The 19,287-nt window shown below is 63.9% G+C and carries 17 protein-coding genes and 1 pseudogene; 10 read left to right on the plus strand and 8 right to left on the minus strand.

Annotated elements, in window-relative coordinates; all coding sequences use genetic code 11:
* The first annotated feature begins 9 nt into the window (after positions 1 to 9).
* Complete coding sequence (gene dut, locus ACFWO3_RS12760; RefSeq protein WP_378577882.1) at positions 10 to 471, plus strand: dUTP diphosphatase; 462 nt, start codon at positions 10 to 12, stop codon at positions 469 to 471.
* Between the two features lie 2 nt (positions 472 to 473).
* Entirely contained in the window at positions 474 to 1,394 is a 921-nt protein-coding gene (locus tag ACFWO3_RS12765; RefSeq protein ID WP_378577814.1) for a DUF3710 domain-containing protein, read from the plus strand.
* On the opposite strand, the gene ACFWO3_RS12770 is transcribed toward ACFWO3_RS12765, so the two are convergent.
* Positions 1,395 to 2,102 carry an alpha/beta hydrolase gene (locus ACFWO3_RS12770; RefSeq protein WP_378577816.1) on the minus strand — a complete coding sequence of 236 codons (708 nt, stop codon included), beginning with the start codon at positions 2,100 to 2,102 and terminating at the stop codon, positions 1,395 to 1,397.
* Between the two features lie 163 nt (positions 2,103 to 2,265).
* Here ACFWO3_RS12770 and ACFWO3_RS12775 point away from each other — a divergent pair, with 163 nt between their 5' ends.
* Positions 2,266 to 2,643, plus strand: coding sequence for a DNA-binding protein (locus tag ACFWO3_RS12775; RefSeq protein WP_378577818.1), 378 nt, complete (start codon positions 2,266 to 2,268; stop codon positions 2,641 to 2,643).
* Positions 2,644 to 2,688: 45 nt separating this feature from the next.
* Entirely contained in the window at positions 2,689 to 3,393 is a 705-nt protein-coding gene (locus ACFWO3_RS12780) for a DUF3159 domain-containing protein (RefSeq protein ID WP_378577820.1), read from the plus strand.
* Here the strand turns inward: ACFWO3_RS12780 and ACFWO3_RS12785 are convergent.
* Positions 3,367 to 4,026, minus strand: a complete 660-nt coding sequence (locus ACFWO3_RS12785) for a potassium channel family protein (RefSeq protein WP_378577822.1) — start codon at positions 4,024 to 4,026, stop codon at positions 3,367 to 3,369. The two genes, ACFWO3_RS12780 and ACFWO3_RS12785, sit on opposite strands and share 27 nt — an antisense overlap.
* A 68-nt stretch (positions 4,027 to 4,094) precedes the next feature.
* Positions 4,095 to 4,760: a potassium channel family protein gene (locus ACFWO3_RS12790; RefSeq protein ID WP_378577884.1), complete on the minus strand. Its 666-nt coding sequence runs from the start codon at positions 4,758 to 4,760 to the stop codon at positions 4,095 to 4,097.
* A 140-nt stretch (positions 4,761 to 4,900) separates the two neighbouring features.
* On the opposite strand from ACFWO3_RS12790, the gene ACFWO3_RS12795 reads away from it, so the two are divergent.
* The 4 genes from ACFWO3_RS12795 (at position 4,901) to ACFWO3_RS12810 (ending at position 10,384) form a co-directional block, all read left to right on the plus strand.
* Positions 4,901 to 6,895 carry an APC family permease gene (locus ACFWO3_RS12795; RefSeq protein WP_378577824.1) on the plus strand — a complete coding sequence of 665 codons (1,995 nt, stop codon included), beginning with the start codon at positions 4,901 to 4,903 and terminating at the stop codon, positions 6,893 to 6,895.
* Between the two features lie 5 nt (positions 6,896 to 6,900).
* Positions 6,901 to 8,169: a class I SAM-dependent RNA methyltransferase gene (locus ACFWO3_RS12800; protein ID WP_378577886.1), complete on the plus strand. Its 1,269-nt coding sequence runs from the start codon at positions 6,901 to 6,903 to the stop codon at positions 8,167 to 8,169.
* 124 nt (positions 8,170 to 8,293) lie between these two features.
* The gene (locus tag ACFWO3_RS12805) at positions 8,294 to 8,770 is read left to right on the plus strand and encodes a MarR family winged helix-turn-helix transcriptional regulator (protein WP_378577826.1); all 477 of its coding nucleotides are present in this window, start codon (positions 8,294 to 8,296) and stop codon (positions 8,768 to 8,770) included.
* Positions 8,771 to 8,839: 69 nt separating this feature from the next.
* Positions 8,840 to 10,384: an MDR family MFS transporter gene (locus ACFWO3_RS12810; protein WP_378577888.1), complete on the plus strand. Its 1,545-nt coding sequence runs from the start codon at positions 8,840 to 8,842 to the stop codon at positions 10,382 to 10,384.
* 67 nt (positions 10,385 to 10,451) lie between these two features.
* On the opposite strand, the gene ACFWO3_RS12815 is transcribed toward ACFWO3_RS12810, so the two are convergent.
* The 3 genes from ACFWO3_RS12815 to glsA all read right to left on the minus strand — a co-directional run bounded on the left by ACFWO3_RS12815 (position 10,452) and on the right by glsA (position 14,169).
* Entirely contained in the window at positions 10,452 to 11,291 is an 840-nt protein-coding gene (locus ACFWO3_RS12815; protein ID WP_378577828.1) for an ABC transporter permease, read from the minus strand.
* Between the two features lies 1 nt (position 11,292).
* Positions 11,293 to 12,249 carry an ATP-binding cassette domain-containing protein gene (locus ACFWO3_RS12820; RefSeq protein ID WP_378577830.1) on the minus strand — a complete coding sequence of 319 codons (957 nt, stop codon included), beginning with the start codon at positions 12,247 to 12,249 and terminating at the stop codon, positions 11,293 to 11,295.
* Between the two features lie 90 nt (positions 12,250 to 12,339).
* Complete coding sequence (glsA, locus tag ACFWO3_RS12825) at positions 12,340 to 14,169, minus strand: glutaminase A (RefSeq protein WP_378577832.1); 1,830 nt, start codon at positions 14,167 to 14,169, stop codon at positions 12,340 to 12,342.
* 225 nt (positions 14,170 to 14,394) lie between these two features.
* On the opposite strand from glsA, the gene dxs reads away from it, so the two are divergent.
* Positions 14,395 to 16,329 carry a 1-deoxy-D-xylulose-5-phosphate synthase gene (dxs, locus tag ACFWO3_RS12830; RefSeq protein ID WP_378577835.1) on the plus strand — a complete coding sequence of 645 codons (1,935 nt, stop codon included), beginning with the start codon at positions 14,395 to 14,397 and terminating at the stop codon, positions 16,327 to 16,329.
* Between the two features lies 1 nt (position 16,330).
* Here dxs and ACFWO3_RS12835 read toward each other — a convergent pair whose 3' ends face one another.
* A complete protein-coding gene (locus ACFWO3_RS12835; RefSeq protein ID WP_378577890.1) occupies positions 16,331 to 17,770 on the minus strand; it encodes a sugar porter family MFS transporter in 1,440 nt (479 codons plus the stop codon).
* A gap of 118 nt (positions 17,771 to 17,888) precedes the next feature.
* The gene (locus tag ACFWO3_RS12840) at positions 17,889 to 18,896 is read right to left on the minus strand and encodes an iron-siderophore ABC transporter substrate-binding protein (protein WP_378577837.1); all 1,008 of its coding nucleotides are present in this window, start codon (positions 18,894 to 18,896) and stop codon (positions 17,889 to 17,891) included.
* Between the two features lie 92 nt (positions 18,897 to 18,988).
* Between ACFWO3_RS12840 and ACFWO3_RS12845 the strand changes: the two are divergent.
* Positions 18,989 to 19,165 (plus strand): annotated as a pseudogene (locus tag ACFWO3_RS12845) (GntR family transcriptional regulator); the annotation flags it as partial.
* Positions 19,166 to 19,287: the final 122 nt, after the last annotated feature.

Raw genomic sequence — 19,287 nt, forward strand, 5'->3', positions numbered from 1 at the left:
CCCGGCGCGGTGCACTCCATTGCCCTTCGGCGGCTCGATCCCGACCTTCCGGTCCCCGCACGTGCGCACGACGGCGATGCCGGTGTGGACCTGTACAGCACGGTCGACGTGACCATCGAGCCTGGACGCCGCCTACTCGTCGGCACGGGCATTGCGATCGCGCTCCCCATCGGGACCGTCGGTCTCATCCATCCGCGTTCCGGTCTCGCGGCGACGTCGGGGTTGTCCGTCGTCAACACGCCGGGAACCGTCGATGCCGGCTATCGGGGCGAAATCAAGGTTTGCCTGATCAACCACGATCGGGACCAGTCCATCGAGATCCGCCGAGGTGATCGGATCGCTCAATTGCTGGTACAGAGAGTCGAACTGGTCGCATTCGAGGAAGTCGACTCCCTGGACGAGACCACTCGCGGCGACGGCGGTTACGGATCGAGCGGTGGACATGCGAGTCTCGCCACGGAAGGAGCGTGATCATGTTCGGGCGCCGTAGGAAGAAGGACGACGATCGAGTCGATGGATTCTTCGAAGAATCGGAATCGGAATCGGAATCGTTCGAGTACGACGAGTACCAGGACGACTACCAGGCGGGGGAGTATGGCGAGGGAGACGACCTCGACCACGTCGAGCAGTCGGACGAAGGCCCTTACGACAGTGGCGAATTCGAGCCGGACACCGATCTCTCCGTCGGCGTGAACGGACAGCGCCTCGATCTGGGTTCGGTGCTCGTCCCCATGCCGCCGGGTTCGCAACTGCAGGTCGAGATGGCGCAGAACGGGACACCACAAGCTGTGCACGTGGTGACGCAGGAAGGTCGCGTCACCGTCGCTGCCTACGCAGCGCCGAAGTCGCCGGGGCAGTGGCGTGAGGTTGCCGGGGATCTCGCCGAATCGCTGCGCAACGACAACGCGACCGTGAACATCGAGAACGGCCCGTGGGGACGCGAAATCCTTGCCGTGACACCGAATGCGGATCTGCGATTCATCGGTGTCGACGGGTACCGGTGGATGGTGCGGTGCGTTGTCGCCGGACCGAGCGGGTCGAACGCGGCCAACTCGTCACTGGTCGCCGCAGCCCGTGAAATTCTTCGGGACACGGTGGTCGAACGTGGAACGGACCCGCACCCGGTTCGCACACCGTTGCCGGTTGTCCTGCCTGCAGCGTTGGCCGAACAGCTGGCACAGGCCCAGCAGCAACAGATGGCTCAGCAACAACAACAACCGGTCCAGCCGCAACAAGTTCAGCAGCAGCAACAACAACCGGTCCAGCGGCAACAAGCTCAGCAGCAGCAACAAGCTCAACAGCAGCAACCGGCACAGCCGCAGGCGCCGCAGCAACCCCAGCAGATGCCGCGACGTGGTGAGTCGGGGTCGGCAATGCAGCAGCTGGGGCGCTAGTCAGCCGAGGAGGTCGGTCAGGGCGGTGAAAGCCGCTCGGCCGAGTGCCGACGGGTCGGCGCCGATCTCGTCCAGCGTCAATGCGGCAAGGGCTGCTCGGGGAATCCGAGCAGCCCATTCACAAGCCACGCCGATGGGATGGACTGCGTCGTCGACCGCTGCGGCGATTCCCACGGGAACCGTCAGCTCGGCGAGTTGCACCTTGTCGAGAGCGTGATATTCCGCGGCCTCGCGCAGCGCGTCGGGGAGTCCGGGCCACTGTGACCGCCAGGATTTCGCGAGTTCACGCCCCAGCCAGGGTGGACTCGATTCGATCATGTCGGCCGTGACAGCCTCGAGCCCCATCTCGCCTAGGCGGTCGGAGGTGAAGCGCGCGCTTGCCGCGGCGGGTGCGTCGTGAGGCCGTCCCGTCCACGCCGGCAACCCGGCCAGAACTCCGAACGTCGTCGCGGGATGCTCGGCGGCCCACTCCAGGGCCACGGCTGCCCCGATCGACACACCTCCGACGAGAATGCTCCCCGCTTCGGCGGTAGCCGACCGGAGGGCGTCTCGATAGCTTCCGACCACCCTTCGCGGGTCCGGCTCGACGGGGACGACGCGGACTCCGGCGGCCGTCAGAGCGGGGGCGAAAGTGCGGTCGACGAAGTCGGCGTCGGACCCCGTTCCGGGGAGCACGACGGCGGTCGACGGCAGGCGTTTTCGGTGCACCCGGACGATCTTGCCCGGTGTCCCGAATCACTTTTTCATCGGTATGTCGAGTGCACGTGCGCCGGTGTGGTTACCGCTGGGAATTGGGGTTACAGTTGCGATCAGAGAAGGCCCTACGACGCGGTACGAAGTACTCGTTCCGCACATGCTCCAGGAGCGCGCAATGGCATCCGCCACGGCAGGATATTTTCGTCGGCTCACTCGCAGACTCACCGAGGATCTCGAGGAGCTGGACGCGGAAGAAATGGTCGAGACTTCGCAGGCTTCCGGCGCTCAGCACGCCTGTGACTGCAGTCGCGGCGAGGAAGTGACGATGCTGGGGCGTCTACGCAGTGTCGAAGCTTGCCCCAAGGCCGGCAATGCAAGCGTCGAAGCAGATTTCTTCGACGGCACCGACGAAGTTCAGTTGGTGTGGATCGGACGGCGGCGTATCCCGGGAATCGAAACAGGCAAGTGTCTGCTGGTTCGCGGTCGAATCGGGGACCGTGGCGGCCGCAAGGTCATTTTCAACCCGTACTACGAGCTGCGCGACGATTCGTAGAGCTGCACGAAATTCCTGTCGCGCTCGATATGGCACCCTTGGCAGGTGACCGAAACGAAGAATCAGTCAATTCTCGAGCAGATGGGCGGCGTGAGCGGACTCGTCTACTCCACCCTTCCCATCCTGGTGTTCGTGCCGGTCAACAGTATCTGGAACCTCACGGTGGCCATCTGGGCCGCATTGGGCGTGGCGATCGCGATTCTCCTCTGGCGCGTCGTCCGGCGGGATCCGATTCAGCCTGCGATCTCGGGATTCTTCGGGGTCGGCATCTCGGCATTCATCGCCTATCGCACCGGTGATGCGAAGGGCTACTTCCTGTACGGCATCTACATGAGCCTTGCGTACGGGGCAGCCTTCCTGATCTCGATCGCCGTTCGGTGGCCGCTCGTCGGCCTCATCTGGGGCTTTCTGAACGGTCACGGGAATTCCTGGCGGCAGCATCGCGGTGCGGTGTGCGCGTACGACGCGGCGACCGCGGCGTGGTCCTTGGTGTTCGGCGCCCGCTACGTCGTCCAGTCACAGCTGTACGACTCGGATCAGACCGGATGGCTGGCTGTCGCCCGGATCGCGATGGGCTGGCCGCTTGCCGCGGTCGCATTCCTGGTCACGGTGTGGGCCGTACGTCGCGCCGACAGCATCGTCGCGCGAGACACTCCCGAAACCGAACCCGACGAGGCGGATACGAGCGAGGCCCTCCCGGAAGCGGAAGACGCGCAGAAGCTGTCAGGGAAGTCCGACAGCGGCGCGTAGTTCGTCCTCGACTTCCACCGAGGCGACGAACAGGAGTTCGTCCCCACCTTCGAGCGGGTCGTCCTGCTGCGGGACGATGACGCGACCACCGCGCAGGATCGTCACGAGGGCAACGTCCCTTGGTAGTTGCAGCTTGCGAACAGGCTTTCCGGCCAGAGCCGTGGTGTCGGGGAGCGTGACCTCCACGAGGTTCGCCTGCCCCTGACGGAAGGTCATGAGCCGAACCAGGTCTCCGACCGACACCGCCTCCTCGACCAGAGATGCCAGCATCCGTGGGGTGGACACGGCCACGTCGACGCCCCAGGCGTCGTTGAAGAGCCACTCGTTGCGGGGATCGTTGACTCGTGCAACCACCCGTCGGACACCGAATTCCGTCTTGGCGAGGAGACTGAGCACGAGATTGGCCTTGTCGTCTCCTGTCGCTGCAATGACCACCTCGTAGGTCTGCAACTCGGCGGCTTCGAGGTTGCTGAGTTCGCACGCGTCGGCATGAACCCAGACCGCTTCGGGCACGGAATCCTGCTCGACATGTTCGAGTTTGCGTTCGATCAGCATCACTTCGTGCTCGCTCCGAAGGAGCTCTCGCGCGATGGACCGGCCGACAGCTCCGGCTCCGGCGATTGCGACTCTCATCGAACTGTTCCCCTCGGGTGGTCGTGGGCGGTGGGCTGTGTCGGTGTGGGCGGGCGAGTTCACGGCGGTCAGTCGTCGGCCGGCGGGGGATTGCCGGCGAGGGCGAGGGCTTCGGCTACCGTCCCTGATACCGCCGCTATGTACACCTGATCGTCGGCCTGAATGATCGTCTTGCGGTCGGGGAGGACACCACCACCGAACCGGATGATGAAGGCGACGCGCGAACTCGTGGCGGCTTCGAGTGCGGTGACGGGTTTGCCTGCCCAGTCCTCGTGGAGGACGAGCTCGGCGACTGCCACGGTGCCCGACGGGTCGCGCCACTTCGCGGTCTGGGTATCGCGTGTCAGCGTGTGCAGGAACCGGTCGGTCGACCACGGGACGGTTGCCACCGTGGGGATTCCGAGGCGCTCGTACACGGCAGCACGCTTGGCGTCGTAGATGCGGGCGACCACCCGTTCCACGCCGAACGTCTCCCGGGCGACGCGGGCAGCGATGATGTTCGAGTTGTCGCCCGAAGAAATCGCGGCGAAAGCCTCCGCGCCCTCGATTCCGGCCTTCACCAGGACGTCGCGGTCGAAGCCCATGCCCACGACCTTCTTGCCCGGGAAATCCGGTTCGAGGCGGAGAAATGCGCTGGGATCTCGGTCGATGATCGCGACTTCGTGCCCTATTCGGGTCAGTGAGCTCGCAAGGGATGCACCCACTCGGCCGCATCCCATGATGACCACGTACACCTGTGAACTCCATTCGTCACGTCGATCCACCCGCTCGAACGGTACCGGTCCGAACGCAAAGAACAAGCATGGTCGCACGGCAATTCGGACACTTCGTCGGGCGGCGGGTCATCCTGGGAGCGGCGGGATACGCTTTGGCGGTGTCAAAGCTCTCGACCGCGGCGAAGCGGTTACTACTGGGCCGGCCGTTCCGGAGCGACACGCTCGGGCACACGCTCCTCCCCAAGCGGATCGCGCTACCGGTGTTCGCATCCGACGCCATGTCTTCCGTGGCCTATGCACCCGAGGAGATCTTCCTCGTTCTGTCGGTGGCCGGAGTCTCCGCTTTCGCCTACACACCGTGGATCGGGTTGGCAGTCGCGGCAGTCATGCTGGTCGTCGTCGCGAGTTACCGGCAGAACGTGCACGCTTACCCGTCCGGCGGTGGCGACTACGAGGTCGCGACAGTCAATCTGGGGCAGAACGCCGGGCTGACGGTCGGTAGTGCTCTCATGGTCGACTACGTGCTGACAGTTGCTGTGTCGATTTCGTCTGCCGCCTCCAACATCGGTTCGGCAATTCCGTTCGTGGCACATCACAAAGTGTTGTTCGCAGTTGCTGCGATCGTGATTCTGACCGCCGTCAATCTTCGCGGCATTCGGGAGTCCGGTGCGGCGTTCGCGGCGCCGACGTATGCATTCATCGGCGGTATGACGGTGATGCTGCTGTGGGGATTGTTCCGGATCTACGTCGAGGGGGACACCCTGCAGGCCGAGTCGGCCGGCTTCGACATGAAAGCGGAGGATTCACACCTCTACGGAATCGCATTCGCGTTTCTGATCGCGCGAGCGTTCTCGTCCGGCTGCGCGGCGCTGACCGGTGTCGAGGCGATCAGCAACGGTGTTCCTGCCTTCCGAAAGCCCAAGTCGAAGAATGCGGCGACGACACTGCTGATGCTCGGTGGTATCGCAATCGTGCTGTTGATGGGAATCATCATCCTCTCGCAGAAGGTGGGGATCGTGTACGCGCACGATCCGGCAACGCAGCTGACCAACGCGCCGGAGGGCTACCACCAGAAGACGCTGATCGCCCAGTTGGCGGAGACGATCTTCAGCGGATTCCCGGTCGGGTTCTATTTCATCGCTACCGTGACGGCACTGATTCTCGTGTTGGCCGCCAACACCGCGTTCAACGGGTTTCCGGTGCTGGCATCGGTACTGGCGCAGGACCGGTATCTGCCTCGGCAGTTGCACACTCGTGGCGACCGGCTGGCGTTCAGTAACGGAATTCTGTTCCTGTCGGGTGCCGCAATCGCGTTCGTCGTCATCTTCGAGGCCGAGGTCACGAAGTTGATCCAGCTCTACATCGTCGGTGTGTTCGTCTCGTTCGTGCTCAGCCAGACCGGAATGATCAGGCACTGGACGCGGCACCTGAAGTCGGAGAACGACGTTGCTCAACGTCGCCGCATGACGCGCTCGCGAATCATCAATTCGATCGGCCTCGGGATGACTGCCGCTGTACTGATCATCGTCCTGGTGACCAAGTTCGCTGCCGGTGCCTGGATCGCCATCGTTGCGATGATCGCGATCTTCGCGGTGATGAAGATGATTCGGAAGCACTACGACAGCGTCGCGGCGGAACTCGAAGAGCAAGAATGGGATGGCGTGCTGCCCAGCAGAACTCACTCGATCGTCCTCGTGTCGAAGCTGCACATGCCGACCATGCGGGCACTGGCCTACGCGCGTGCGACTCGTCCGGACACGCTGGAGGCGATCACGGTCAACGTGGACGAGCCCGACACCCGAGAACTGGTGCGTGCCTGGGAGAAGAGCGACGTGACGGTTCCGCTGAAGGTGGTGGAGTCGCCGTACCGTGAGATCACCAAACCTGTTCTCGACTATGTCCGGCGAGTGCGTCGAGACTCACCGCGCGACGTCGTGACGGTCTTCATTCCGGAGTACGTGGTCGGCCACTGGTGGGAGCAGATTCTGCACAATCAGAGCGCGCTGCGTCTGAAGAGCAGACTCCTGTTCCAGCCGGGGGTGATGGTGACGAGCGTTCCGTGGCAGCTGAACTCGTCGGAGAAGACGAAGCCGTTGACCATCGACCACACGGTCGGCTCCACCCGCCGAGGCTACGACGCACAGGACAAGTGATCGAGTTGAGCGAGAACTGGTTGGGAAGAGCCTTCGAGATCGACCTTGGAAAGCCTGGGCACGGCGGGTTCGTCGTCGGCCGCTACGAGGGCCGGGTGGTGTTCGTTCGTCACGGTCTGCCTGGTGAGCGTGTACTGGCACGGGTGACCGAGGATCGCGGCGGTTCGTTCTGTCGCGCCGATGCAGTCGAGATCGTGAACGGTTCGAGTGATCGCGTGGAGCCCTCGTGTCCGATCTCGGGACCGGGTGGTTCGGGGTGCTGCGATTACTCGCACGCGGCGCTACCTGCACAGCGTGCGATGAAGTCCGCTGTCGTGGAGGAACTTCTCGACAGGATCGCCGGTGTCGAACAGCCCGTATCCGTAGAAGAGTTGCCCGGCACGGCAGGCGGTTCGGGCTGGCGAACGCGGGTGCGCCTTGCCGTGGGCTCGGAGGGTCGTCCCGGATTCCATCGATACCGCAGTGCGGAGCTCGTCACCGAACTCGCCTGCCCGCAGATGGCGTCGTGGGCCTACAGGGGTGTGGCCGAGATACGGTGTCGTCCGGGTGCAGAAATTCAGGTGACGATCGATTCCAACGGTGAGCGGCACCTGGTGGAGCTTGCGCCACCACGTGACTCGAAGACCGGCCGGAGCCGTCCTGGTCGACGCGGGGCTACGGCACGGCGCGCAGCACGAGGAGCTCGCAGGTCCGAGCATGTTCTCGCCGGCAGTGGACGTGCCGTCGAAAGGGTCGGTGAGCAGTCCTGGACGTTGTCGGCGACCGGGTTCTGGCAGGCGCATCGCAGTGCGGCGAGCACGTACTCGGCCCTGGTGTCGGAATGGGCGCAGCTGTCGGAGGGCTCGGTTGCGTGGGACCTGTACGGGGGAGTGGGTGTCTTCGCGTCGGTGCTGGCCGATCAGGTCGGACCGGACGGCAAGGTCGAGTCGGTCGAGTTCGCCGGGGCTGCAGTTGCTGCGGGGAGGGCCGCACTCGGCGGTCGTCCTCAGATCGTGATGCACGAAGGGCGAGTGGAACGGCTCGTGGCGAGCATGGCGGAGCGGCCACAGGTGGTGGTCCTGGATCCGCCGCGGGCGGGTGCGGGTCGCCCCGTCGTGGCGGCTGTGGCTGCGGCAGCGCCGGAGAAGGTGGTTCACGTCGGTTGTGATCCGGCCGCCTTCGCGAGGGATCTGGGTCTCTACCGGAATTCCGGCTATCGCGTGGAGGCGCTGCGCGCCTTCGATGCGTTTCCCCTCACCCATCACGTCGAGTGTGTGGCGTTGCTCACCCGGTGAGTTTTGTGCGGTGAAACCCCTGGCGGAGGGGTGTCTGTCCGAAATGCGAATCTATTGCTTAGCGAATGCAACTATATGTATAGTTGCTTGCTGCAAGTACTGAAATTCGCATCGGGAGTCGCAGTTGTCCGTTCAGCCAGATACGACCCAAGCCCTCGTCGATGCCGTGTTCCTGCTCGGACGATCGCTGCGCTACCTGATCACCAACGAGACCGACGCAGTGCTCCCGGCCGCGATGATCGGAGTTCTCTTCGTTCTGGCAGGCCGGGGGGAGTGCCGTCAGAACGAGCTGGCATCGGAGATGTTCGTCAGTCAGTCCTCGCTCAGTCGCCAGGTTTCCGAACTGGTCGACGGCGGGTATGTCATTCGTGAAACAGATCCTGGGGACCGGCGTGCATCGCGAATTCGCGTGTCGCCCTCGGGGATGGAAGTTCTCAGGATCACCAAGGAGCGACGTGCGGCACGCCTACGCGACACGCTCGAGGGTTGGTCTCAGACCGAGGCGGATGCAGCGGTGGATTCGCTGAATCGACTCAACGAAACGTTTTGCGCGGCGAACCATCAGCGCGAACTCGCAATTCACACAAATATCGGGAGATAAGTACCTATGTCAGTGTCCACAGGGCAATTTCCCAACGGGGCAGAAGGCTCCGCGGGCGAGAACGCGGCGATGAGTCATCGTGAGATTCTCGAAGCGTTGACAGGGCTGATCGCAGCCCTTTTCACCGCGCTTCTGAGTACCACGATCGTCGCCACGGCGTTGCCGACGATCATCGGTGACCTCGAGGGGACGCAAACGCAGTACGCGTGGATCATCACCAGCACGCTGCTCGCCAACGCGGCCTCCACCCCGATCTGGGGCAAGTTCGCCGACTTGTTCAACAAGAAGGTGTTGGTCCAGTCGGCGATCGTCATCTTCGTCGTCGGCTCGGTGATTGCAGGGTTGTCGCACAACGTGCCGCTCCTGCTGTTCGCACGCGTCGTGCAGGGTATCGGTATGGGCGGCCTGACCGCCCTCGTGGTGGCGATCATCGGCAGCATCATCCCGCCCCGCGATCGCGGTAGGTATCAGGGCTACATGGGCGCGGCGATGGCCGTATCCATGTCCGGTGGCCCCATCCTCGGTGGCATCATCGTCGACAGCCCGCTGGGGTGGCGCTGGTGCTTCTACGTCTGCGTGCCGCTGGCCGTCATCGCACTGTTCCTGTTGCAGCGCACGCTGCGGCTCCCGACGGTCCGTAAGAACGACGTGTCCATCGACTGGCTCGGTGCCATCCTGCTCACTGCGGGTGTCAGCGTCCTGTTGATCTGGGTCTCCTTCGCGGGCAAGGCCGACTACTACGCCTGGGCATCGAAGGAAACAGCGATCTACGTGACGAGCGGCATTCTGCTGCTGATCCTCACCGTGGTTGTCGAGGCCAAGGCCAAAGCACCGATCATGCCGCTGCGTATCGTCACCGAACGCACCACGGGGCTCGCCATCATCGCTTCGGTATCGGTGGGTATCGGGTTGTTCGGTGCAACGACGTTCCTCACGCAGTACTTCCAGACGGCTCGTGGCCACAGCCCGACCGCAGCAGGTCTGCTCACCATCCCGATGGTGGCCGGGATGCTGGTGGCGTCCGTGGTGTCCGGCCAGCTGATCTCGAAGTACGGTAAGTGGAAGCCGTACATCATCGCGGGTGCGGTGTTGCTGCTCGGCGGCTTCGGTTTGCTCTCCACGATCGACCACGCCACCAACATGGCAGTGGTCGGAGTGTTCATTGCCATCGTCGGTCTCGGTACCGGGATGCTGATGCAGAATCTCGTTCTCGCAGTGCAGAACACCGTCAGCGTCTCGGACATCGGTGCGGCCAGTAGCGTCGTCGCGTTCTTCCGTACGTTCGGTGGTGCGATCGGGGTGTCGGTCCTGGGCTCGATCCTGGCCACCCGCGTATCGGATCTGTCCGCGGAGGGTTTCGCGAAGATCGGAATCGATCCGAGCCAGGCCGGGGGCGGTGGTGGAAACCTGGACCTGAAGTCGCTGCCCGGTCCGGTTGCCGAGGTCATCCGGTTCTCCTACGGTGACGCCACCGGACGGATCTTCCTCGCGGCGGCCATCGCTGCGGTTGTCACCCTCGTCGCGGTGATTCTGATTCCGAACAGGCCGCTGCGGAAGACGATCGACATCGAGACCGAGCCCGAGGTCGACGCCGAGGACGTCACGGTTCGGTAATCCGACCGCACGGAATAGAAAAGGCGGGCAACGACTCCGGTCATTGCCCGCCTTTCTCGTCGGATCGTCAGGACTTGCGGTTGTACAGACGCATCGTCAAAGGGCCGAAGATCACGATGAAACCTGCACACCAGAGGAGGACGAGCGTCAACTGGCCGGAGTCGACGAATCCGTCCATCAACCCGCGAATCGTCGTGACCAGATTGCTGATCGGGTTCACTCCCACGAACGCTTGCAGCCACCCCGGCATCGTTTCGGGGTCCACGAAGATGTTGCTGGCGAACGTCAAGGGGAAGAGGATGAACATCGAGACGCCCATGACTGCCTGTTCGGTGCGCATCAGCATCGCGAACATCGTCCACACCCACGAGAGGCTGAAGGAGAACAGGAGCAGCAGAGCGATCGATGCGACCACCCCGACCGGTCCGCCCGAGGGGCGGAATCCCAGTACCAATCCGAGGATGAGGACGATCACCGACGCAAGGGTGTAGCGAGCCACGTCCCCGAACAGGGCACCGACCAGCGGCGAGGGGCGCCAGATCGGAAGCGACCTGAAACGATCGAACACACCCTTCTCGATGTCCTTGTTGAGTGTGAGCCCGGTGTACATCGTGATCATCACGACCGTCTGAACCAGAATGCCCGGCAACAAGAACTGGATGTACGCACTGGTGGACCCAGCCAGTGCACCGCCGAAGAGGTACGTGAACATCAGGGTGAACATGATCGGGAACATGGTCACGTCGAACAATTGCTCGGGGACGTGCTTGATCTTGAGCAGCGCACGCCACCCGAAAGACAGGGACGTGGACAGAGCGGACGGACGATTGGGGCGCGGACCGGGCATGTGCAGTACGTCGGCGACCGCCCGCTTCGGATCCTGCTGCCGTTCGGTGGTGGAGGTCATGTCAGTTCTCCTCGGAGTGTCGACCGGTCAGCGAAAGAAACACCTCGTCGAGGCTCGGCTGCCCCAATGCGAAGGTGCTGACTGTGATCCCGGCCTCGGCGAGGGCGGGGAGCGCCTGTGCGACTCGCTCGGCGTCGTCGATGCGGGCCGTGAGCGCAGCAGGATCGGACTCCTCCTCGACGGGGACATCGAGGACCTGCCGAAGCAGGATGGCCGCCCGATCGCGGGTGGCGATATCGGTGACCCGCACGTGCAACGATCCCGATCCGACCGATGCCTTCAGCTCGCCGGTGGTGCCTTCCGCGATCACACGTCCACGGTCGATGACGGCCACACGGTCCGCCAGTTGGTCGGCTTCGTCGAGATACTGCGTGGTCAACAGGACCGTCGTTCCGCCCGCCACCAGAGCACGCACGATCTCCCACACCTGGTTTCGGCTCCGTGGGTCGAGTCCCGTCGTGGGCTCGTCGAGAAAGATGAGTTCGGGCGTGACGATGATGCTCGCCGCGATGTCGAGGCGTCGGCGCATGCCGCCGGAATAATTCTTGACCTGCCGGCCGCCCGCCTCCTCCAGACCGAACGCGGTCAACAGTTGGTCTGCGCGTGACCGGGCGGCAGCGCGCGAGTAGCCGTAGAGGCGGCCGAGGAGCATGAGGTTCTCGGAACCGGTCAGGTCCTCGTCCAGCGAGGCGAACTGTCCCGTCAACGCAACCTTGCTCCGCACTGCGTCCGGGTCCTGCGCTACGTCGTGGCCGAGGACGGTTGCGCTACCGCCGTCCGGCGGTAGGAGGGTGGCCAGCATCCGGATCGCGGTGGTCTTGCCTGCGCCGTTGGGGCCCAGGACGCCGTACACGCCGCCGCTCGGAATCTCGAGGTCCAGACCGTCGACGGCGAGATTGTCACCGAAACGTTTGACCAGCTGGGTGGTGCGAATCGCGAGTGTTGCGTCTGAGCGCATGATCCTGCTTCCGATCGGTCGGGTTGTTGCCGTCCAGAGTGTCCGATTCTTCCGAAACAGGCAATCGATATTTGCGTGACCGCCGTGCCGCTAAGGGGTACTGCGCACGCCACCGACCTGCATCAAGTTCCGCATGGTAATTTCCACCTGTTCGTAGGCACCTGCGGCGAGTCTCTCGACGAGTGCCAACTTCAGCTCGGGCTCCTTGGCCGCGAGCGCGGTGTAGACGTCGTAGGTGAGGACGGCAGCGGTGACCGCAGTGTCCGCTCGGAAGTCGTTGAGGAACCGAGTCCCGAGGAGCATCGTCATCTCGCCGAACGTCATTCCGGCCGACAGGGTCATGATCCGATGCCGGTTTCCGCTCCCGTCCTTCAGTGTGGAACTGACCCGGCCGCCGAGGATCAGATAGAGGCCGGACGCGGAATCGCCACGCCGCACGATCGTCTCGTCACGGTCGAACGTGCGAATCTCGAGCTCGCGGGCAATCCTGTCGAACCGAACCTCGTCCAGCGAATCCAGTACCGGGTGTTCACGCAGTTCGATCACGGGATCCGATCGGAATGTGGGGCAATGGTTTTCGAGGAGTAGATCTTCACACCACTGCAGAGCGGAATCGAGGTCGACGAACACCCTGCCGTGATGCCCGGACAGGTCGGACTGCACATTTCCGAGTAGACCGGCGGGATCGACGAGCGCGACGCCGCAATCGTGTGCGGACAGTTCCTCTCGCAGCATGCCGATCATGCGCCGCGCCACCACGCTGACGTCGTCCACCTTTCGTACGTCGACGACCACGGCTTCCACGCCATCCTCGATGTTCCCGATCTCACGGACTGCGGTTTCGGCGCCTGCGAACAACAGGTCGCCGTGGAGTTCGTAGATACGGCTCTTCTTGCCGACGTCGTCCAACACGGCCCGCTCGTTTGCTGAGCGACGCATTCGAGACGGGGCATCGGAGACGGTGTAGCGAGCCCGTACTGCCGCGCGAGCTGCCCGGGGCACATGGAGAAAGTGCAGTTCGAGCGATCTGGACAGTGCCTCGCACGCGGCGACCCCGCGAACGCTGTTTCCATGTTCGTCGAGGCGCGGTGAGTAGACGGATACCCCGATCTGGCCTGGCAGGACTGCCAGAATCCCACCGCCGACACCACTCTTGGCCGGGAGACCCACGTCGGTGATCCATTCGCCTGCGGAATCGTACATTCCGCAGGTCGCCATCACGCTCAGCACGTGTTCGACCAGATCCGGACTCAGAGCCGAATCTCCGGTGAGCGGTTGGATGCCGTTGTTGGCGAGGGTCGTGGCCATGAGCGCGAGATCGCGGCAGTTGACGTCGAGGGAACACTGACGGAAGTAGAGGTCGACGACACCGTCGGGTTCGTCGGTGATGATGCCGAACGAGCGCAGCATGTGTCCGATCGCCCGGTTACGGTGGCCGGTACGCGACTCGGATTCGTAGACCCGCCGATCGAAGTCGAGCTGCCGGCCTGCGTATCGGGAGTATGCGGCACGAATTCTGTCGAACTTCGCGTCGGTGTCCTCACCATGAATCAGAGAGGCCGCAGTGATGGCTCCGGCATTGATCATCGGGTTACGTGGGCGTTCGGTGGTGGGGTCGAGGCTGATCTCGTTGAACGGTTCCCCGGACGGCTCGACGTCGATTTTCTCCATGACGGCCGCCGCGCCTCGGTCCTGGAGTGCCAGCGCATACGTGAAGGGCTTCGAGATGGACTGGATCGTGAAGGGGGTGCGAGTGTCGCCCACTTCGTAGACGTAGCCGTCCACGGTGGCCAAGCAGATCCCGAAGGAGTCGGGGGTCACTGCTGCGAGCTCCGGAATGTAGTCGGCGACGTGACCGCTGTCGTCGTATCGGGTCTTCTCGAACACTGTGCGGATCAGCGACTCCACCACATCTGTCATGGGTCAACGGTAGTGGTCCGGGTGCCTCGATGCTGGGTTACCGCACCGAGTGGACGGTGTCGATCCCATGAGTGTGACGGGTCGATTCCCATACGGCGTGACGGCCGATCGAAACGCTCCGTAGACTGGTCCGAGTCGGTTCACGTCGAACCGAACCGGTTGGTCGATTGGACGGTTTTGTCCGAAAGCACTGCGTTTTCCGAAAGCACGGAGGGAGCGATCTCGTTGGGTGTTCTTGCCCGAGTCCAGACGCCTGACGATTTGCGGCACCTGAGTCCGGTCGAAATGAAAGAACTCGCGGGCGAGATCCGCGAATTCCTCGTGCACAAGGTATCGGCGACGGGCGGGCACCTCGGTCCCAACCTCGGCGTCGTGGAGCTGACGCTCGCCGTCCATCGCGTGTTCGATTCGCCGCACGACCCGATCATCTTCGACACCGGTCACCAGGCCTACGTCCACAAGATCGTCACCGGCCGCAAGGACGATTTCGACTCCCTGCGTAAGGAGGGCGGACTCTCCGGGTACCCCTGCCGGGCCGAGAGCGAGCACGACTGGGTCGAGTCCTCGCACGCATCGGCCTCTCTGTCCTATGCCGACGGCCTGGCGAAGGCATTCGAGTTGACGGGGCAAGATCGGCACGTGGTTGCCATCGTGGGCGACGGAGCCCTCACCGGTGGTATGTGCTGGGAAGCGCTCAACAACATCGCTGCAGGCCGTGATCGTTCGGTCGTGATCGTCGTCAACGACAACGGTCGCTCCTATGCGCCCACCATCGGCGGCCTTGCAGATCACCTGGCTGCACTGCGGCTGCAGCCCGGTTACGAACGGGTCCTCGACAACGGCCGCCGCATAGTGAAGAAGCTGCCCTGGGTCGGACGCGCGGCGTACTCGGTGCTGCACGGTATGAAGGCGGGACTCAAGGACGCGGTCAGTCCGCAGGTGATGTTCACCGACCTCGGTATCAAGTACCTCGGTCCCGTGGACGGGCACGACGAGGCTGCGATGGAAGCGGCACTGCGACGGGCGAAAGCGTTCGGCGGGCCCGTCATCGTCCATGCGGTCACCAGGAAGGGCATGGGGTACGCGCCCGCCGAGAACCATGTCGCCGATCAGATGCATGCGACCGGTGTGATCGATCCGCTCACCGGTAAGGCGACCACGGTGTCGGTTCCGGACTGGACCTCCGTTTTCACGACGGAGTTGATCGAGCAGGCTGCCGAGCGCAAGGACGTCGTCGCGATCACCGCGGCGATGCCGGGGCCGACCGGGCTCGCCGCGTTCGGTGAGAAGTTTCCGGATCGCCTCTACGACGTGGGTATCGCCGAGCAACACGCGGTCACGTCCGCTGCCGGCCTGGCACTCGGTGGATTGCACCCGGTCGTGGCGATCTATTCGACGTTCCTCAACCGTGCGTTCGATCAATTGCTGATGGACGTGGCTTTGCTCGACCTGCCGGTGACTCTGGTGCTCGATCGGGCCGGTGTCACGGGCTCGGACGGAGCCAGCCACAACGGCATGTGGGACATCTCGTTGCTCGGCATCATCCCGGGCATGCAGGTTGCCGCTCCCCGTGACGCTGCGACTCTGCGCGAAGAGTTGGACGAGGCGCTCGCGGTCACCGACGGCCCCACCGCCCTCCGCTACCCGAAGGGTGCCGTGTGCGAGGACGTTCCCGCCGTGCGTCGCCTTACCGGTGGAGTGGACGTGCTCCGGGAACCTGCCGACGGTGCGGGGGATGTGCTCGTGGTGTCGGTCGGCGCTTTCGCCGAACTGGCGCTCACCGCAGCCGACCGTCTCGAGCAGCAGGGCATTCGCGCCGCGGTCGTCGACCCCAGATGGGTGCTTCCGGTTGCCGAGTCTCTCGTCGAATATGCGCGTGGATTCGCGATGGTCGTGACCGTGGAGGACAGCGGATTGCACGGCGGTGTCGGCTCCACGCTGTCTGCGGCACTTCGCAGCGCGGGTGTCGATGTACCGTGCCGGGACCTCGGCGTCCCACAGCAGTTCCTTGATCACGCGTCACGATCGGAGATCCATGCGGAACTGGGCCTGACGGCGCAGGACGTCTCGCGTCAGATCACGGGCTGGGTAGCGGGCCTCGGAGCCCGCGACGTGGCCGTCGTCGATCACTCCGAGGACATCGAGAAGTCCGACCGGTAGATCAGCCGGCTTCTTCGAGAGTCCGTCCTCTCGTCTCCTTCACGAACCGAAGGACGAAGCCGATGGACAACAGAGCCATCGCCGCGTAGATCCCGTAGGTGAGCGACAGGTTCCAGTCCGCCAGGGACGGGAACGTGGCGGACACCAGGAAGTTGGACACCCAGTTCGCGGCGGTGGCGACGCCGACCGCAACCGCGCGGATGCGGTTGGGGAACAGCTCGCTGATGAGGACCCATACGACCGGGCCCCAGGAGAGTGCGAAGAAGAACACGAAAGCGTTGGCGGCGATCAGAGCGATCGTGCCGTTGAGATCGGACAGGGTGGCGACCGATTCGCCTTCGGCGTTTCTCGTGATCTCGGCGGAGTGGAAGCACACGGCTGCCGTTCCCAGCGAGATCGCCATTCCGACGGAACCGATCAGCAGCAGTGGTTTCCGGCCGATACGGTCGATCACGCCGATGGCGACGAACGTGCCGACGATGTTGACGAGAGCGCTCACCACGCTGATGAGCAGCGAGCGGTCCTCGCCGAACCCGACCGCCTGCCACAGGGTGCTGGAGTAGTAGAAGATGACGTTGATGCCGACGAACTGCTGAAACACGGCGAGGCCGATACCCACGAGGACGAGCGGACCGACACCGAGCTTTTTCGAGAAGAGCTGCTTCAAACTGGGACGAGCACGGTCCTCACCGAGGGACGCACGAATCTCCTCCATGCGCTTCGCCACGATCTCGTCGGATCCACCTTCGAGGTCCGCGATGATGCGGCGAGCGCGGTCGACCTTGCCCGTCGCGACGAGGAACCGGGGTGATTCGGGGATCGTCAGTGTCATCAGCAGGTAGAGGATTGCTGGAACTGCCGCTACGGCCAGCATCCATTGCCACGCTTGGATTCCGAGCAGATTGTTGCCGGCCCCTCCGGCGGCGGCGGACAGTGCATAGTTCACGAGCTGGGATATCGCGATGCCCATGACGATGGCGAGCTGATACATCGAGCCGAGGCGTCCGCGCATGGCCGCCGGGGAGATCTCGGCGATGTACGCGGGGGCGATCACCGAGGCCAAGCCGACGGCGACACCACCGACGACGCGCCACAGTGTGAGGTCCACGATGTCGAACGGAAAGGCGGAGCCGAGCGCTCCGACGATGAACAGGACCGCCGCGAGTTGCATGACGCGGATACGGCCGATCTTGTCGGCAAGGCGTCCGGCAAGCCACGCACCAGCGGCAGCACCGATGAGCGTCAGGGAGACGGCAAGTCCGGTTGCGCCCGCGCCGATGTCGTACCGGTCGCGGATGGCGCCGACAGCACCGTTGATCACCGCGGTGTCATAGCCGAACAGGAACCCACCGAGGGCTGCTGTGGCTGCGAACACGACCGCATGTGCGGCATCCGCGCTCGGGGGATTCGATTCGATTTCGCGTGACCCGTTGTAGGCCATTCCTGCCCTCCGTGTCCGGCGACCGTGTGGACGCTCCGGGAGTCGATCGGTCACCTCGGGACGCTACGCCCGAAACACCACGGCTTCCGCGAAATCGGTGATCGACACGGCCGCGAGGTCAGGCACCCGCCTTGGTGGCCGCTTCGGACAGCTGCGGTGTGATCTTGTCCAATACCCACGGGGTCGAGAGAACGCTGGCCTGACTCAGTCCGGCAACGACCTTCGTGTCGGTCAAGGGCACGACGGTGCCACGTCCGAGTGCTCCGAGATTCGCATAGGCGGGATTGGAGGTCAGGGTGCGGTCATCGGGTACGAAAGCGACCACGACATCGGCGTCGATGTCGCCGATGTTCTCGACGGAGATGTCGGAGTAGAACTTTCCGTCAGCCGACTCGGCCAGCTTCTCGACACCTGGCGCGTTCACGAAACCGAGTTCGGTCAGCGTCTGCACCCGTGGATCGGTCGGCATGTAGACGCTCACGGCACCGGCGTCGGGGACGATGCTCACGACGGAGATGGTCTTGCCGGCGAACTCCGGGTGTGCGGCGCCGGTGTCGGTGAGCTGTCGGGTCAGATCCTCGACGAGCTTGTCGGCCTCGTCGGACTTTCCCAGCGCTTCACCGATGATCGTCGTCTGGTCCTGCCACGTGGTCTGCCACGCCTTGTCCGGGTAGGCGACGGTGGGCGCAAAGGCCGACAGTTGGTCGTAGATGGCCTCGTCGAATCCTTCGTACGGCGCCAGCACCACATCCGGGGCGAGTCCGGCCACCTGTTCGACGGGAATGGACGTCTCGGCGTCGAGCAGCGTGGTGGCCTCCGGATCGAAGCGGTCCGCCACCCATGGCATCACGCCGTTCTCGTCGGCCCCGTAGCTGTATCGGGGCATGCCGACCGGCGTTTCACCGAGTGCATACACGACGTCCTGTGCGTTCCACCCCAGCGTCGCAATGCGTTCGGGGGCGGATTCGATAGTGGTTTCGCCGAAGGTGTTCTCGATGGTGACGGGGTAACCGGCAGCCTGTGATCCCGCATCGGAGTCGGAGTTGTCGGTCGACGAGCAGCCTGCCAACACGGTTGCCGCCGCGATGGCTATGGCAGCTGTGTGCTTTGTCGACGATCTGGTCATGCTCGACTCCCTCGGAACCTGAAACTGATTGAAGGCGAGCCTATCCTAGGCTGCCGCGTCGGTGGGCGATCTCCTTCTGTTTTCGGATCAGCGTGAATCGAAGTCGACCGTCGACGTGGGGGCGCCGCTCACGCGCAGACGACGCACGACGGTTCGCCGACGTGTTTCGTCAGCAAATACACGCCGGCGCGTACCGCGACCGAGGGTTGCCCACGGAGTCGGAACTCGCAGCCGACTTCGCTGTCTCCCGCAACGCCGTCAGGGACGGTCCTGGCAACGTTCGCCCCCGCCTGACGCCGACCAATGTCACTGTGAGTCTGGGGTGGTCCGGTTGATACTGGATAGGTTCGGTGCGGTGGGGTCTGACTCTCAATGTCACTGACGTCGTGAG

The organism is Rhodococcus sp. NPDC058521 (genome assembly GCF_042719695.1).
GTDB lineage: Bacteria > Actinomycetota > Actinomycetes > Mycobacteriales > Mycobacteriaceae > Rhodococcus_F.

Excerpts from the sequence above, each read along its gene's own strand:
- ACFWO3_RS12765 (WP_378577814.1), top strand. The coding sequence starts at position 474 with ATGTTCGGGCGCCGTAGGAAGAAGGACGACGATCGAGTCGATGGATTC.
- ACFWO3_RS12775 (WP_378577818.1), top strand. The coding sequence starts at position 2,266 with ATGGCATCCGCCACGGCAGGATATTTTCGTCGGCTCACTCGCAGACTC.
- ACFWO3_RS12785 (WP_378577822.1), bottom strand. The coding sequence starts at position 4,026 with ATGAGAGTCGCAATCGCCGGAGCCGGAGCTGTCGGCCGGTCCATCGCG.
- ACFWO3_RS12810 (WP_378577888.1), top strand. The coding sequence starts at position 8,840 with ATGAGTCATCGTGAGATTCTCGAAGCGTTGACAGGGCTGATCGCAGCC.
- ACFWO3_RS12815 (WP_378577828.1), bottom strand. The coding sequence starts at position 11,291 with ATGACCTCCACCACCGAACGGCAGCAGGATCCGAAGCGGGCGGTCGCC.
- ACFWO3_RS12820 (WP_378577830.1), bottom strand. The coding sequence starts at position 12,249 with ATGCGCTCAGACGCAACACTCGCGATTCGCACCACCCAGCTGGTCAAA.
- glsA (WP_378577832.1), bottom strand. The coding sequence starts at position 14,169 with ATGACAGATGTGGTGGAGTCGCTGATCCGCACAGTGTTCGAGAAGACC.
- ACFWO3_RS12835 (WP_378577890.1), bottom strand. The coding sequence starts at position 17,770 with ATGGCCTACAACGGGTCACGCGAAATCGAATCGAATCCCCCGAGCGCG.
- ACFWO3_RS12840 (WP_378577837.1), bottom strand. The coding sequence starts at position 18,896 with ATGACCAGATCGTCGACAAAGCACACAGCTGCCATAGCCATCGCGGCG.